General features: G+C 73.8%; 12 protein-coding genes. 8 read left to right on the forward strand and 4 right to left on the reverse strand.

Annotated features, from left to right (window positions below; all coding sequences use genetic code 11):
- Positions 1–113: 113 nt before the first annotated feature.
- The 3 genes from IF83_RS0104205 (at position 114) to IF83_RS0104215 (ending at position 6079) form a co-directional block, all read left to right on the forward strand.
- Positions 114–1997, forward strand: coding sequence for a serine/threonine-protein kinase (locus tag IF83_RS0104205; protein WP_051722437.1), 1884 nt, complete (start codon positions 114–116; stop codon positions 1995–1997).
- A gap of 261 nt (positions 1998–2258) precedes the next feature.
- On the forward strand, positions 2259–3932 hold the full coding sequence (locus tag IF83_RS0104210; protein WP_030542636.1) for a succinic semialdehyde dehydrogenase: 1674 nt from the start codon (positions 2259–2261) through the stop codon (positions 3930–3932).
- A gap of 221 nt (positions 3933–4153) precedes the next feature.
- Entirely contained in the window at positions 4154–6079 is a 1926-nt protein-coding gene (locus IF83_RS0104215) for a GMC oxidoreductase (protein WP_051722438.1), read from the forward strand.
- A gap of 138 nt (positions 6080–6217) precedes the next feature.
- Here IF83_RS0104215 and IF83_RS0104220 read toward each other — a convergent pair whose 3' ends face one another.
- Positions 6218–7375: an LAETG motif-containing sortase-dependent surface protein gene (locus tag IF83_RS0104220; protein ID WP_030542637.1), complete on the reverse strand. Its 1158-nt coding sequence runs from the start codon at positions 7373–7375 to the stop codon at positions 6218–6220.
- Between the two features lie 779 nt (positions 7376–8154).
- Positions 8155–8562: a chorismate mutase gene (locus tag IF83_RS0104225; protein WP_078843150.1), complete on the reverse strand. Its 408-nt coding sequence runs from the start codon at positions 8560–8562 to the stop codon at positions 8155–8157.
- 317 nt (positions 8563–8879) lie between these two features.
- On the opposite strand from IF83_RS0104225, the gene guaA reads away from it, so the two are divergent.
- The 3 genes from guaA to IF83_RS0104240 all read left to right on the forward strand — a co-directional run bounded on the left by guaA (position 8880) and on the right by IF83_RS0104240 (position 11895).
- Positions 8880–10484 carry a glutamine-hydrolyzing GMP synthase gene (gene guaA, locus IF83_RS0104230; RefSeq protein ID WP_030542639.1) on the forward strand — a complete coding sequence of 535 codons (1605 nt, stop codon included), beginning with the start codon at positions 8880–8882 and terminating at the stop codon, positions 10482–10484.
- A 122-nt stretch (positions 10485–10606) separates the two neighbouring features.
- Positions 10607–11206, forward strand: coding sequence for a Uma2 family endonuclease (locus IF83_RS0104235; protein ID WP_030542640.1), 600 nt, complete (start codon positions 10607–10609; stop codon positions 11204–11206).
- Positions 11207–11373: 167 nt separating this feature from the next.
- Positions 11374–11895, forward strand: coding sequence for a DoxX family protein (locus IF83_RS0104240; protein ID WP_030542641.1), 522 nt, complete (start codon positions 11374–11376; stop codon positions 11893–11895).
- Between the two features lie 22 nt (positions 11896–11917).
- Here IF83_RS0104240 and IF83_RS0104245 read toward each other — a convergent pair whose 3' ends face one another.
- Positions 11918–12199: a hypothetical protein gene (locus IF83_RS0104245; RefSeq protein WP_030542642.1), complete on the reverse strand. Its 282-nt coding sequence runs from the start codon at positions 12197–12199 to the stop codon at positions 11918–11920.
- Positions 12186–13538, reverse strand: coding sequence for a PspC domain-containing protein (locus IF83_RS0104250; protein ID WP_030542643.1), 1353 nt, complete (start codon positions 13536–13538; stop codon positions 12186–12188). Before IF83_RS0104250 ends, IF83_RS0104245 begins: the two co-directional genes overlap by 14 nt.
- Before the next feature lie 323 nt (positions 13539–13861).
- Here IF83_RS0104250 and IF83_RS0104255 point away from each other — a divergent pair, with 323 nt between their 5' ends.
- A complete protein-coding gene (locus IF83_RS0104255) occupies positions 13862–15235 on the forward strand; it encodes an ATP-binding protein (RefSeq protein ID WP_030542644.1) in 1374 nt (457 codons plus the stop codon).
- Positions 15236–15398: 163 nt separating this feature from the next.
- A complete protein-coding gene (locus IF83_RS0104260; RefSeq protein ID WP_030542645.1) occupies positions 15399–16181 on the forward strand; it encodes a LuxR C-terminal-related transcriptional regulator in 783 nt (260 codons plus the stop codon).
- Positions 16182–16283: the final 102 nt, after the last annotated feature.

Consider the following 16283-nt stretch of genomic DNA (forward strand, 5'->3'; position numbering starts at 1 on the left):
CGTTCCTCCGGGCCGTGCCGGTTCGCCCGTCCCGGCGTCCGCTGTGTCACGGTGCTGCACCGCCCCGGTGGCCCGACTGGAACCGGGCGCCGGAGGGCGGCCATGATGGGGACATGAAGAACGACGGGGGACGGGCCGACGAGCCCACCAGCTATCTGATCCCGCCTCCGGGCGCGCCCGCCGCCGGTCCCGCCGGTGCCCCCGCGCCCGGGCAGGACGGGGCGCCCGGGACGCCGCGCCCCGGCGCCGCGCCTCAGCAGGAGCCCGGGCAGGAGCCCGCGCAGGAGCCCGCGCAGGCATCCGCGCCCCACCAGGCGTCCGCGCAGGAACCCGCAGCCCGGCAGGCGCCCGCGCCCCGCCATCCACTCGCGCCGCACCCGGCGCCGGGGGCCCCGGCCCCCGCGTCCGGGGCCCCGCACCCGGAACCCGGAACCCCGGCGCCCGTGCCCACCGAGGTGGTCGCCACCCCGCCGCCCCGGGCTGCGCACGGAGCCGGTGCGGGCACCGCAGGCCCCGCGCCCGGCCGGACGATCGGCGGCCGCTACCGCCTCCTGTCCCGGCTCGGCCACGGCGGCATGGGCACCGTCTGGCGGGCCCGGGACGAGGTGGTCGACCGTGATGTGGCGGTCAAGGAGCCCCGGGTTCCCGACCAGTTGAGCGAGCAGGAGCGGCAGACCGTCTACCAGCGGATGCGGCGCGAGGCCCGCTCCGCGGCCGCCATCGACCACCCGTCCGTCGTCACCGTGCACGACGTCGTGGTGGAGGACGGCCGCCCCTGGATCGTCATGGAGCTGGTCCGCGGCCAGTCGCTCGGGGACCGGCTCGGCGAGGGCACCCTGGACCCGCGCGAGGCGGCCCGGATCGGCCTGGCCGTGCTCGGCGCGCTGACCGCCGCGCACGAGGCGGGGGTGCTGCACCGGGACGTCAAGCCGGACAACGTCCTGCTGGGGAGGCACGACCGGGTGGTGCTCACCGACTTCGGCATCGCGCAGGTCGAGGGGGAGCAGCGGCTCACCGAGACCGGCGCGTTCCTCGGCTCCCCGGAGTACATCGCGCCCGAACGGGTGCTCGGGCAGCTCCCCGGGCCGGAGTCCGACCTCTGGTCGCTTGGCGTGCTGCTGTACGCGGCGGTGGAGGGCATGTCCCCGTACCGGCGTTCCAACACCCCCGCGACGCTGCAGGCCGTGCTCTCCGCCGAGCCGCCCGCGCCGGCGCGCGGGGCGGGCGCGCTCGGCCACCTCGTCATGCAGTTGCTGCGGAAGGACCCGGCGGCGCGCCCCGCGCCGGCCGAGATCCGGCAGACCCTGGAGAGCGTCGCCCGCCCGCCGCAGCCGCCAGCCCTGCCGCAGACCCGCGCCATGACGACGGGCGGCCCCGGCGGACCGCGCGGCCTGCTCCGCACCACCCGCGGCCGGGCCGGCCTGGGCGGCGGACTGCTGGCGGCGGTGCTCGCCCTGGTGCTCGTCATCGCCAATCCCTTCGCCGCCGACGGGCCTCCGGAGGACTGGCGGGTCCGGGAGGAGGGCGAGATCGTCAAGGCCTCCCTGTTCCTGCCGCCCGACTACGAGCGCACCGACTCCGAGGAGGGGTACGTCACCTTCGCCGACCCCAGCGGCGTCTACACCGTCGAGCTGTGGCGGGACCAGGACACCGGGGAGCCGGGCGACACCCCGAACGCGGACTCGGCGGAGAAGGCGGCCGAGGAGCTGGTGACGTACTACGGGTCCGGGGCCGAGAACTCCGTGCAGGAAGCCCGCAGCACCACGCGCCAGGCCTCCCAGCAGGAGCGGAAGGCGGTGCAGGTCTTCACCACCTTCCGGGACTACGGCGCGCGGGAGGACGACATCACCCGGCACTTCCGGGAGCACGTCTACGTCAACGCGGACAAGGTCGTCTGGCGGCTCCGGGTGCGGATGCCCGCCGAGGGGCACGCGCGCCCGGAGGGCGAGAAGCTCTTCGACGAGATCGTGCGCCACCTGGAGATCCAGGAACTCTGAGCGCGGCAGCGGCAGCGGCAGCGGCAGCCGGCGGCGAAAGCGACAGCGCGAGGGCGGTGGCCCGGCGTCCCCATCGGGCACCGGGCCACCGCCAAGATCTTTCCCGGGCACACTTCCCTCACCGGTCGGCCATGAGAACTCCCTGACCAGGACCTATTTGCCAGTAATCACTGGCGCGATCTCATCTTTTCGTTCCACCGCGGTGAAATCGGTGTTACTGCCGGGTACACAAACGAGGCGCACCGGCATACCCTCACCCGCATGACGGAGACGCAGGCCACCCCGCAGGACACCGCAGCACCCGCCACGACCGGAGGCACCCCGGTCCCGGCCGCCCCGGCGGACGTGACCGGCGGCAACCCGGTCTTCACCGCCCCGGCGGGCACCCGCACCGCCGCCGAGGTGGTGACCCCCGAACTCGTCGCCCGGCTCACCGACGGCCTCACCGGCTCCGGCCGGACCGCCAACCACACGCCGTTCACCGGCGAGCGGCTGGCCGAGCTGCCCGAGTCCACCCCCGAGGACGTGGCCTCCGCGTTCGAGCGGGCCCGCGAGGCCCAGCGGGCCTGGGCCGCCGTCCCCGCGCGGAAGCGGGCCGCAGTGCTGCTCCGCTTCCACGACCTGGTGCTGGCCCGGCAGGACGAGGTTCTCGACCTCATCCAGCTGGAGACCGGCAAGGCCCGGATGCACGCCCACGAGGAGGTGCAGGCCGTGGCCATGGCCGCCCGCCACTACGGCCGCCGCGGCCCGGCGTACCTGCGGCCCAAGCGGCACACCGGCGCCGTCCCCGTCCTGACCAAGGTCACCGAGCTGCGCCAGCCGCGCGGCGTCGTCGGCCAGATCGCCCCGTGGAACTACCCGCTGGAGCTCTCCGTCGGCGACGCGCTGCCCGCCTTCGCCGCCGGCAACGCCGTCGTGATGAAGCCGGACACCGAGACCGCGCTCACCGCGCTGTGGGCCCGGCGGCAGCTGATCGAGGCCGGACTGCCCGAGCAGCTGTGGCAGGTCGTCATCGGCGAGGGCCCCGTGGTCGGCCCGGCCGTCGTCGAGCACGCCGACTACGTCTCCTTCACCGGCTCCACCCGCACCGGCCGCACCGTCGCCCAGAGCGCGGCCGCCCGGCTCGTCGGCTGCTCGCTCGAACTGGGCGGCAAGAACGCCATGCTGGTGCTCCGCGACGCCGATCTGGACAAGGCCGCCGAGGGAGCCGTCCGCGCCTGCTTCTCCTCCAGCGGCCAGCTCTGCATCTCCATCGAGCGCCTCTTCGTCCACGAGTCGGTCGCCGACGACTTCCTGGAGCGCTTCGCCGCCCGCACGAAAGCCATGAAGCTCGGCACCGCCCTCGCCTACGGCGCCGACATGGGCTCCCTCGTCTCCGACCGTCAGCTGGAGACGGTCAGCCGCCACGTGGACGACGCCGTGGCACGCGGCGCCAAGGTCGTCGCCGGCGGCCGCGCCCGCCCCGACGTCGGCCCGCTGTTCTACGAGCCGACCATCCTGGACGGCGTCGCCGACCCGATGGCCGTCTGCTCCGAGGAGACCTTCGGCCCCGTCGTCTCCGTCTACCGCTTCACCGACGAGGACGAGGCGATCGAGCGCGCCAACGCCACCACCTACGGCCTCAACTCCAGCGTCTGGACCAAGGACGGCCGCCGCGGCCGCGCCGTCGCCGCCCGGCTGCGCACCGGCACCGTCAACGTCAACGAGGGCTACGCCGCCGGCTACGGCAGCGTCCAGGCGCCGATGGGCGGCATGGGCGACTCCGGGCTCGGCCGCCGGCACGGCTCCGAGGGCATCCTCAAGTACACCGAGGCGCAGACCGTCGCCCACCAGCGGCTGATGCCGCTCGCCCCTTCCTTCGGACTGACGGACGAGAAGTACGCGGCGCTGATGTCGGTGAGCCTGCGCGCCATGAAGGCGTTCCGGCTCCGCTGACCACCGGTCGGGGCCGCCCGCGAGCCCGCACCGCGCACGCCCCGGCCGCCCGCGACCCCCCACCCCCCACCCCCGTCCCCCGACCCCGGCACCGCCGGCACCGCGCCCGCCCCGCGGACCGGCGCCGCCGGCCGCACGACCCCACACCGCACCGCACCCGCCCCGCGACGGCACCCGGGCGCGGCCGGAACAGAACCTCACAGCATGGGAGGGCCGACACCGTGGCCGAAGGCAAGTACGACTACGACGTGATCGTCGTGGGCTCCGGCTTCGGCGGATCCGTATCCGCCCTGCGGCTGACCGAGAAGGGCTACCGCGTCGGCGTCCTGGAAGCCGGCCGCCGCTTCACCCGCGACAGCCTCCCCAAGACCTCCTGGGACCTCAAGAACTTCCTGTGGGCCCCCGCGCTCGGCCTCTACGGCCTCCAGCGCATCCATCTCCTCAACAACGTGATGATCCTGGCCGGCGCCGGGGTCGGCGGCGGCTCGCTCAACTACGCCAACACCCTCTACGTACCGCCGCGTCCGTTCTTCGAGGACCGCCAGTGGGGCCACATCACCGACTGGCAGGAGGAGCTGAGGCCCTACTACGAGCAGGCCCAGCGCATGCTCGGCGTCCGCCTCAACCCGACCACCACCCCCTCCGACGTCCATCTCAAGGCCGCGGCCGAGAGGATGGGCGTGGGCGACACCTTCCATCTCGCGCCGGTCGGCGTCTTCTTCGGCGACGGCAAGGACGCGGACGGCAAGACCCTGGCCGAGCCGGGCGCCGAGGTCCCCGATCCGTACTTCGGCGGCGCCGGGCCCGACCGCAAGGCGTGCACCGAGTGCGGCGAGTGCATGACGGGCTGCCGCCACGGCGCCAAGAACACCCTCAACGAGAACTACCTCTTCCTCGCCGAGAAGGCCGGCGCCGTCGTCCACCCGATGACCTCGGTCACCGCCGTCACGGAGGACGGGGAGGGCGGTTACGCGGTCTCCACCGTCCCGACGAACAAGCGCCGCCGGCTCCGGAAGAAGCCGAAGGTGCTCCGCGCCCGGCAGGTCGTCATCGCCGCCGGCACCTACGGCACCCAGACCCTGCTGCACACCATGCGCGACCAGGGCCTGCTGCCGCGCGTCTCGGACCGCCTCGGCGCGCTCACCCGCACCAACTCCGAGGCCCTCGTCGGCTCCATGACCTCACCGGCCCGCTACCGCAAGAAGTACGGCCAGGACCCGGACTTCACCAAGGGCGTCGCGATCACCTCCTCGATCCACCCGGACGAGAACACCCACATCGAGCCCGTCCGCTACGGCAAGGGCTCCAACGCGATGGGCCTGATGACCACCCTCCAGGTGCCGCACGGCTCCGGGCTGCCGACCGCCCTCGCGCACGCGCTGCACTGCCTGCGCCACCCCGTGCTGCTGCTCCGCTCGCTCTCCAACTACCGCTGGTCCGAGCGGACCATCATCGGCCTCGTCATGCAGTCCCTGGACAACTCCCTGACGACGTACCGCAAGCCGAAGGGCCCGGGCAAGGGCCTGCTCACCGCCCGCCAGGGCCACGGCGCGCCCAACCCGGTCTTCCTGCCGGAGGGCGCCGAGGCCGCCCGGCACATCGCCGAGGACATCAACGGCTTCGCCGGCACCAACATCGGCGAGGTGATGGGGACTCCCCTCACCGCCCACTTCCTCGGCGGCTGCCCGATCGGCGAGGACGCGGACCACGGCGTCATCGACCCGTACCACCGGCTCTACGGCCACCCCGGCATCCACGTCGTGGACGGCGCCGCGGTCTCGGCGAACCTGGGCGTCAACCCGTCGCTGACGATCACGGCGCAGGCCGAACGCGCCATGTCCCTCTGGCCGAACAAGGGTGACGCCGACTCCCGCCCGGCCCAGGGCGAGGAGTACGTACGGCTGCCCGCCGTCGAGCCGCGCTCCCCGGCCGTCCCGGAGGGCGCCTTCGCGGAACTGCGGCTGCCGGTGATGCTGCCGGTGCCGTCCGTGCCGCCGAAGGCGAAGGTGCCGGAGCCGCGGACGGAGGAGGCGGTCCCCGCCGAGCCCGCCGCGCCTGCCGCACCGGCCGAGCCGGTGGCTCCGGCGGCCGACGGGGCCGCGACGGCGCCGGAGCCGTCACCGAACGGCCGCCCGGCCGAGGCGTAACCGCCCGGGCCCGCCGCCGCTCGAAACGCCGCCGGGGACACGAGGAAGGGCCGCACCCCGGGGTGCGGCCCTTCTCGTCGTGTCGCGGCCGTGCCGTGTTCCGGCCGTGCCGTTTGTCTGCCCTGGGAGCGCGGAGCCTTACGCGGCGGCGCCCATGTCCTCGGTCCGGCGGCGGCGGACGACGAAGATCGCACCCGCGCCGGCCACCATGGCGACGCCACCGATCATGGCGATCACCGGCAGCATGGAGGACGAACCGGTCTCGGCGAGGTTGCCGGTCACCGGCTGCTTCTCGACACCGCCCTGCGGCTTCGGGCCCGTACCGGCGCCCGGCTTGGCCTCGTTGCCGGGCTTCGGCTTGGCCTCCCCCGGGTCCGGAACGCTCGTGCCCGGCTTGACGACGGTGAACTCGTAGTCGTCCCAGCCCTCGGCGATGCAGTCCTGGCCCTCGACGTTGTCGAGGAAGGCACCGGAACCGAAGGTGTAGCCGTCACCGGCCGGAGCGTTCTTGTTGATGTTGACGCGGAGGTCGATGGCGACGTAGTCCTTCGCCTTCATCTCCTCGACACCCCAGAAGTAGGCCCCGGCCCACTCCTTGTCGCCGATCGCCACCCACTCGTTCGTGCCCGGCACCCGGAACTGGAGCTGCACGAAGCGGCTGAGGTACTTGTCCTCGTCCATTTCGTAGTTCTCCACCTCGGCGTAGAAGGCGACCTCCTTGAGGTCCTTCTCCGAGGTGTTGGTGACGGTCAGCTTGAAGCCGTGCCAGCCGCTGCCGGCCTCGATCTTGCCCGGCAGCCCGCCCAGCTCGGCCGTGACCGCCTGGGTGTAGTTCTCGTCGACCTCTTCGCAGAACAGCGGGGGCTCGAACTCTTCTTCCTCGCCCTCGCCCGGCTCGGTGGCGGGGTCCTCGCCCGGCTCGGCCGGCTTGTCCTCCTCGCCGGAGGACTCCTCGTCCTCACCCGCGGCCTCGTCCCCGGCCCCGTCGCCGGCTCCATCGCCGTTCTCACCCTCGGCGGGGGGCACGTCGGATCCGGTGTCCTCCCCTTCGGTGTTCTCGTCCGCGGGCTGGTCGTCCCCGGCGGGGGGCTGGTCGTCCCCGGGCTCCTGCGCGGTGTCCCCCGACTCGTCGCCGGACGTGGAGCCGGCCGTCTCGGTGCTCCCGGGAGACGGGCTGTCCGCGGCGGTGACCGTGGTCTCGTTCTCGTTCGCGTACGCGGCCGGAGCCGCCATCAGCGCTGCCGGGGCGATGACAGCCGTCGCGGCAGCGGTCGCCAGAACGCGGCGAATTCTCATGCAGACCTCTTCGGTCAGCGGTGCCGTGACAACGCGGCACCGGAAAGAAAGAAAATGGGGCCCTGCCGTCGCGGTGGGGCGCGTTATGGCGGAGCGATCGTCATAAGTGACCGGTAAAGATCGCCAATGGTTGTATCCGGACCGGCGCAGCACGGAGTGACTCGCGTCACAGGCATATGCCGAAGGGCCTCACGGGGCGGGAGGTGCGGGGCGGCCGTGAGGCCCTTCGGCGGCCGGCCCGCGCGTCAGGGGTGCGCGGGCCGGGAGGGGGCGGGCGCCGGGGGAACGCCTGCCCGCGGAGGAAAGTCGGGGTGGACCGGACACGGCCGGCTCCGGGCGTCCCCGGAGCCGACCGCTTCGGCAGTGACCGGGCTGCTGTCCCCTGCTGTCCGGTCACGCACTGAAGCGCGGTCCCACGACGTGCACCGCTTGTCCCCAAGCCAATCGGCACGCCACACGCTTCAGTGAGATCCGTCCCTGCCGCACCCGGCGCCCCGAGGGGGCTGGGCGGAAACCGCGACGCAACGCCCTCTGGATCGGGCCGCCCGGTCGGCACGGACAACGGGCTCAACGAGGGACCGTGGGAACGGTCACGGCCTTCCCGGCAACCCGGGACGACGCCCGGGCCGGGTTCGCGCCCGCGCGCCGTCGGCCGCCCGGGCGAAGCCATGACCGGTCCCCGGACACGACGGCTGGGTGCTCCCGCCGGATGAGTCCGTGCGGCCGGACGACCGCCACGTGATGTGCGGCGCCCGCGGGCGGACGGGACCGCGCGCGCGTCAGACCCGCCCGCGGCAGAGCTCCAGGATGGTCATCGCCAGCGCCGTGCCCGGCTTGCCGAGCTGGTCGCGGTAGTGGTGGAGGACCTCCATCTCGCGGGAGAGGTTCACCCGGCGGCCGCCGGAGGTGATCCGGGCCTCCTGGATGGTGGCCGAGACGGCCATCCGTTCGCGCACCAGGCCGATGATCCGGGCGTCCAGATCGTCGATCCGCTCGCGGGCCCCGGCGATGAGGGCCGCGGCCTCGTCGGTTCGGGCGCCCGTGTCCGGCGCGGCCTGGCCGGGCACCCGCGCGGCCGGCGCGGGGACGCCGCCCGTACCCGTGCCCGCAGCCGTGCCCGTACCCGTGCCCGCAGCCGTGCCCGTGCCCGTGCCGGTGTTCGTGCCGGTGTTCGTGTCCGTGTTCATGTCCGTGTCTCCTCGGGGCCGTTGGGCCCCGGTACCGCCGCCGCCCGGACCGAACGCGAAGCGCCCCGGGCCTTGACCGGCCCGGGGCGCCTGGAAAGTCGCGTGTCAGTGGTTCACGCAGCGCGACCATGGCAGCCGGACGGGCCGGTGCCATAGGTAAAGCGGAAGGTGAGCTGCGCGAACATGCGGCCAGTATGACCCGGCCGGGACGGGCGGTGCCAGGGCGGGCCGGATGCTGAGACGGACGGGGGCGGTGCCCCGCCCCGTTAGAATCGGGATCCAGCCAGCTCCACCGTCCACGCCGGAAGGCCGCCGCAGTGCCCTCAGCGACCCCCGCTTCCGCTCCCGACGCCGACCACTCCCCGGACACGGTCCTCGTCGTCGATTTCGGTGCGCAGTACGCCCAGCTCATCGCCCGCCGCGTCCGCGAGGCCCGGGTCTACAGCGAGATCGTCCCGCACACCACGCCGGTGTCCGAGATCCTCGCCCGCAACCCCAAGGCGATCATCCTCTCCGGCGGACCCTCCTCGGTCTACGCCGAGGACGCCCCGCACGTCGGCCCCGAGCTGTTCGAGGCCGGCGTCCCCGTCTTCGGCATCTGCTACGGCTTCCAGGCCATGGCCAAGGCGCTCGGCGGCACGGTGGCCCGCACCGGCACCCGTGAGTACGGCGGCACGGACCTGACCGTCTCCCGCCCCGGCTCCACCCTCTTCGAGGGCACCCCCGCCGAGCAGTCGGTGTGGATGTCGCACGGCGACTCGGTCGCGGAGGCCCCCGAGGGCTTCACCGTCACCGCCTCCACGCCGGGCACCCCCGTCGCCGCCTTCGAGAGCGACGAGAAGAAGCTCTACGGCGTGCAGCACCACCCCGAGGTGATGCACTCCACCCACGGCCAGCTCGTCCTGGAGCACTTCCTCTACCGGGGCGCCGGCCTCAGCCCGGACTGGACGATGGCGAACGTCGTCGACGAGTCCGTCGCCGCCATCCGCGAGCGCATCGGTGACAAGCGCGCCATCTGCGGCCTCTCCGGCGGCGTGGACTCCGCGGTCGCCGCGGCCCTGGTGCAGAAGGCCATCGGGGACAGGCTCACCTGCGTCTACGTCGACCACGGACTGATGCGCAAGGGCGAGTCCGAGCAGGTCGAGAAGGACTTCGTGGCGGCGACCGGCGTCAAGCTCAAGGTCGTCGACGCCGAGGAGCGCTTCCTCACGGCGCTGGCCGGGGTCTCCGACCCCGAGCAGAAGCGGAAGATCATCGGCCGGGAGTTCATCCGGGTCTTCGAGCAGGCCGCGTCCGAGATCGTCGCCGAGGCGGGGGAACACGGCGAGTCCGTGGAGTTCCTGGTGCAGGGCACCCTCTACCCGGACGTCGTCGAGTCCGGCGGCGGCACCGGCACCGCCAACATCAAGTCCCACCACAACGTGGGCGGGCTCCCCGAGGACCTGCAGTTCCAGCTCGTGGAGCCGCTGCGCCGGCTCTTCAAGGACGAGGTCCGGATGGTCGGCCAGGAGCTGGGCCTCCCCGAGGAGATCGTCCAGCGCCAGCCCTTCCCGGGGCCGGGCCTCGCCATCCGCATCGTCGGCGACATCACCAAGGAGCGGCTGGACCTGCTCCGCGAGGCCGACGCCATCGCCCGCCAGGAGCTGACCGCCGCCGGCCTGGACCGCGAGATCTGGCAGTGCCCGGTCGTGCTGCTGGCGGACGTCCGCTCGGTCGGCGTCCAGGGCGACGGCCGGACGTACGGGCACCCGGTCGTACTCCGCCCGGTCTCCTCGGAGGACGCCATGACGGCGGACTGGACCCGGCTGCCGTACGACGTGCTCGCGCGGATCTCCACGCGGATCACCAACGAGGTCGACGAGGTCAACCGCGTGGTCCTCGACGTGACCAGCAAGCCGCCGGGCACCATCGAGTGGGAGTGACCCCTCCGGGTCCCGCTCCTGCCTCCGTCGCACGTCAACCCCGGCGCCGCCGCTCACACGGATGAGTGGCGGCGTCGGGGTTTGCGACGGGTGGGCTGTTCAGGTCGGCAACGATGGGTCCCATGGGAGCGTCACGGACCGGTGCCGAACCACAGTGGCGGCACACCTGGCCGCAGCCGCCACCCGGTGGCTACACAGCCGACCACCTGGACCGGCTCCCCGGCCTGCCTCCGCACACGGAGTTGATCGACGGAAGCCTTGTCTTCCGCAGCCCGCAGACGGTTTTCCACACGCGGACCCTGCGTCTGCTGGAGCACAGCCTGCTGCGCACCGTGCCCGAGGACATGGAGGTCCTCAGGGAGATGACCATCGTCCTGGACGACCGGCAGCGGCCGGAGCCCGATGTGATGGTCGCGCGCGCGGACGCCGACACGGGGCCGGACCAGACGGCTTACCGTCCGCAGGACGTGATCCTCGCCGTCGAGGTCGTCTCCGACGACTCCAAGGCGCGGGACCTGGAGACCAAGCCGCAGAAGTACGCCAAGGCCGGCATCCCGCACTTCTGGCGGGTGGAGAGCGACAACGGCCGCCCAGTCGTCTACGTCTACGAGCGCGACCCCGCCACCGGCGCCTATGTGGCGACCGGCATCCACCACAACCGGCTGAAGCTGTCCGTTCCGTTCACGATCGACATCGACCTGACCGGGGCCGCCCGCCCCTGAGCGGTCCGTCCTTGTTCGGCCCGCCGCCGGGGCCCGTGTCCGGAGATGGCCTGCTCGAAGATGATTGGATCTGCTCAATTTATTTGATTGTTGATGTACCTCGTCTCCCGTAATCGGTCCGGATCGGAGAGAATTCTGCCCCCGGCAGCGATCGAGAGGCGGACCTCATGGCGCACGGGCTCCACCGGGCACACACGCCGGAGCCGGCGGGAGCACGGGCCACCGCTGCCCGCTACGCCCTGCTCCCGCTGCGTATCTTCCTCGGCGTCACCTTCGTCTACGCGGGCATCGACAAGCTCACCGATTCTGCCTTCATCGCCGACTCCGGAGCGGGGTCGATCGGCCGGCTCATGAACTCCGTGCGGGACAACTCCGCGATCCCGGCCCTGGTGGACCTCGGTCTCCGCGACCCCTCGCTCATGGGCTACGCCATCGCGGGCGGCGAGATCGCGGTCGGCCTCGGCACGCTGTTCGGGCTCCTCGCCCGGCTCGCGGCGTTCGGCGGCGCCCTGATCTCGCTGAGCCTGTGGCTGACGGTCAGCTGGCCGTCCGACCCCTACTACTACGGCAACGACCTGGCCTATCTGATGGCCTGGCTGCCGCTGGTGCTGGCGGGCGCCCCGTATCTGTCGCTCGACTCGGTCCTGACCAAGCGCCGCGCCCGCCACGGACAGCAGCTCTACGGCTGACACGGGCGCCCGGCCGCGCGCGTCACCCCTGGGCGCCCGGCGGTTCCCCGCCGCCCGGGAGCCCTCGGCGCGTCCGGTGCCTCGCGCGCCGACGGCGGACGCCGTAGGAGACCGCCCCCACGACCCCCGCGGCGCACAGGCCGAGGAGGACGGCGGGCAGCAGCCGCGGGCCCGGCCCGGGCTCCACGGCGCCGGCCGAGGCCAGCAGGGCCACGACGCCCGCGGCGAGCAGGACCAGTCCGGCGACGAGCTTCGCCGGTTCGAACGCGTGACGGCCGCGGCCGCCGTGCTCACGGGGCGGCACGTTCCACCTCCACCCGGCCCACGCCGGCTTCGAGTTCCAGGACGAGGGTGCCGGACGGGGCGCGCCCGTCCTCCGGCCGCAGGGTCACGGTCCGCCGGGCGCCGGGCTCGACGTCGATGTCGTCCGGCGGGTCGCCGGGCAGCCGGCTGTCGCCGAGGCCGATGTCCAGGGTCAGATCCAGGACGGCGTCCGGCGGGACGAGGACCAAGAGTTCGCCCGCGCCGACGCTGGCGCGGGTGGCGACCTTCTCGTCCTTCCCCAAGTCGAGCGCGCTGAGGTCGAGTTCGGCCCGTCCCGTGCCGAGTCCGTACGCCGGGCGCACGTCGGCCGCCGAGGCCGGGCGCCACGTGCTCCGCTGCCAGTGGGTGGTGACGCCCTCCGGGAGGCTGCCCGCGCCCACCAGCAGCCCGCAGGTCAGGACCGCCGCGACGACCGTGCCGCCGCCGGCGCGGCCGTAGAAGGCGGACACCGCCAGCCCGAGCCCGAACACCGCAAGGGCGGCGGCGAGTCCGGTCTGCAGGCTGGTGGTCAGCGGACCCCGCTCCCAGGTCGCCAGGGTGCCGGTGACGGCAGCGAGCACCGCCGCCAGGAACGTCCAGCCGCCGGTCCACGGGCCGGACGGGCCGCGACGGCCGCCGTACGGCGCTCCGGCGGCCGTCGCCCGCGGGTCGTACGGGCCGGAGTCCCGCCCGTCGTCCGGGCCCCAGAGATAGCCGGTCGCGAGGGGGCCCGTGGTGCCGTCCTTGACGATCGGATCGCGCCACCAGGACGGTCCGCCGGGGGAGGGCGGGGCCGTCGTCTCGGGGGGCGCGTCCGCGACGGCCTGCGCCGCCGCCGCGTCCACCGCGGCGCCCGCCCGCTCCAGCCGCCGTCTCCGCAGCGACCAGGAGCAGACGCCGGCCAGCGCGGACGACAGCAGCACGGCGAAGAAGAGCACCGACCCGTTGTTGAGCATGGACAGCAGCAGACCGGAGCCGACCAGCGCGAAGAGCAGAGCGGTCAGCGCCGTGCCCTCGACGCGGCCGGAGAGCAGCCGCCGCAACTCGTTCTCGTCCTCCCCGTCGAGCGGGATCAGCAGCCAGGCGAAGCCGTAGGCGATGAGGCCGATGCCCCCGGCCATGGCGAGCACGGTGAGCACGATCCGGAAGATCACCGGGTCCAGGTCGAACTGCCGGCCGAGGCCGCCGCAGACTCCGGCGATCGTCTTCGTACGGCGGCTGCGCCGCAGCCGGGGCAGCACGGGCGGGACACCGGAGGCGGGATCGGCGGTGCTGCCGGTGGGTCCGCCGGCTCCCGCCGCGTCCGCCGCCGGGCCCGGGGTGGGCTGCTGATCGGTCATGCGTCCATGGTGACGGCCCGGCGGCCCCGGCAGCACCCGTGACGACCCTGGCGGAACCCTGACCTTTCCCGGAGGCGGGCCGCCCGCGGGGCCCGGCCGCGGAGCCCCGCACACCGACGGCCTTCCCGGGATGACGGGGCCCACACGCGCTCCGGGGCTCCGGAGGCACCGGGGAGCCCGCGTACCGGAGCCCGCGCCGCCCGGGCCTCGTTCCCCCGGAACGAACCCGGGACTCCCGGACCCCCTGAACCCCCCGGACCCCCGGGACCGTTCAGGGTCCGACCCTGATGCCCGGGCACCCGCTCCCGTGTGACCATCGGTTCATGACCGCCGCCGCGCCCCGCGCCGGGACTCCCCGCGCGGGCAGTCCCCCCGTCCCCGGACCCGAGGTCCCCGAGGAGCCACCGGTCCGCAAGCTCTACCGGAGCGCCGAGGGCCGGCTGCTGGGCGGCGTGGCGCGCGGCCTCGCCGGGCATCTCGGGCTGCCGGTGTCCTGGGTGCGGATCTTCTTCGTGGCGCTCTTCATGGTGGAGGGGCTCGGCGCGCTGCTGTACGCGGCCTTCTGGTTCGTGGTGCCGCTCGGCGTCGGCGGCGTGGAGGCACCGCGCGGCGCGGGCGGTGGCCCCGCGGCGGCCAGGGGCGGGGCCGGCGCGGCGACCGGGCCGGGCACCGAGGCCGCCACCGGTCCGGACGGCCGGCGCCGGCTCCTCGTCCGCAAGCCGGACCGCGGGCAGATCATCGCGCTGCTCGCCATGGTCGTCGGCGTGGCCGTGTTCGTGGACAACCTGCAGCTCGGCCGCCGGGCCAACGCCTACCTCTGGCCGACGCTGCTGATCGGCGCGGGCGTGGTCCTCGTCTGGCGGCAGGCCGACAACGCGCGCCGCGCCCACTGGGCCGCCGTCACCCGCCGCACGCGGGTGCTGCCGTTGGTGCGCGGGGCGGCCGGGGTGCTGCTCGTGGGCGTCGGCGTGAGCGCCATCGTCGTGATGCAGGGCTCCGCGCGGCATCTGGGCGCGGTCCTGCAGGCGTCGCTCGCGGTGCTGGTCGGCATCGCGCTGCTCGCGGGCCCGTATCTGATCCGGATGACGCAGGACCTGTCGGAGGAGCGGCTGATGCGCATCCGCGCCCAGGAGCGCGCGGAGGTCGCGGCCCACGTCCACGACTCGGTGCTGCACACCCTGACGCTGATCCAGCGCAACGCGGACAACTCCCGCGAGGTGGCCCGTCTCGCGCGCGCCCAGGAGCGGGAGTTGCGGGCCTGGCTCTACAAGCCGGAGGGCCGCGGCAAGGACGAGGAGACGGAGCCGGACACCCTCGCCGAGGCGGTGAAGGCCACGGCGGCGGAGGTCGAGGACCACCACGGGGTCCCGGTGGAGGTCGTCTGTGTCGGCGACTGCCCGCTGGACGAGAAGCTGGGCGCCCAGCTCCAGGCCGCGCGGGAGGCGATGGTCAACGCGGCCAAGTACGGTGGCGAGGGCGGGGCGGTGCAGGTCTACGCCGAGGTCGAGAGGGCGACCGTGTTCATCTCCGTACGGGACCGGGGCCCGGGCTTCGACCTGGACGCGGTACCGGCGGACCGGATGGGCGTCCGGGAGTCGATCATCGGCCGGATGCAGCGCAACGGCGGTACGGCGAGGCTCCGTTCGGCACCGGACGGGGGCACCGAGGTGGAACTCGAAATGGAACGCTCGGCATGACGGGCGCGAGGCTCCGCACGGACGCGTCCCCACCCGGAGCGGACCCGGCGGCTCTCAGCCGCCGATGCGCCCCCGCGCCTACGCTGGGGCAGTACAGGGACCGGGGCGACGACGACACGACCGCGGGCGCGGCCGGGCGGTACGGACGAGGGACGGACGGGCGATGAACGACGGAACGCGGAACACGGGCGGCACCGGCGGGGCAGGTGGCGCCGGGGCCTTCGACACCCCTGCGAATAGCGGCCCACACGCCGCCGACGCCACCAACGGCCCGGAGACGGCCGACCGCCACGCGCGGGTCGTCCTGGTCGACGACCATCGCATGTTCCGCACCGGCGTCCAGGCCGAGATCGGGCAGACGGAGACCACCGGGGTGGAGGTCGTCGGCGAGGCCGCGGACGTCGACCAGGCGGTCACGGTGATCACGGCGACCCGGCCCGAGGTCGTCCTGCTGGACGTCCACCTCCCGGGCGGCGGCGGCGTCGAGGTGCTGCGCCGGTGCGCCCCGCTGATGGCGGACCAGGAGCGGCCGGTGCGCTTCCTCGCCCTCTCCGTCTCCGACGCGGCCGAGGACGTGATCGGCGTGATCCGCGGCGGCGCCCGCGGCTACGTCACCAAGACCATCACCGGCGCCGACCTGGTCAACGCGGTCTTCCGGGTCAAGGAGGGCGACGCCGTCTTCTCCCCGCGCCTGGCCGGCTTCGTCCTGGACGCCTTCGCCTCCACGGACGCCCCGCCGGTGGACGAGGACCTGGACCGCCTGACCCAGCGGGAGCGCGAGGTGCTGCGCCTGATCGCGCGCGGCTATGCCTACAAGGAGATCGCGAAGCAGCTCTTCATCTCCGTCAAGACGGTCGAGTCCCACGTCTCGGCGGTCCTCCGCAAACTCCAGCTCAGCAACCGCCACGAACTCACCCGCTGGGCCACGGCCCGTCGCCTCGTCTGATCCAGGGGTGTGACGCGCCGGTCCCGAACCGGCCCGGCCGGGTCCTGCCACTGCCACTGGAGAGGCGTACACGTGATCACCCCGCTACTCTGTGCGCGGTGA

The sequence above is a fragment of the Streptomyces albus subsp. albus genome (assembly GCF_000719865.1).
Taxonomy (GTDB): Bacteria; Actinomycetota; Actinomycetes; order Streptomycetales; family Streptomycetaceae; genus Streptomyces; species Streptomyces albus_E.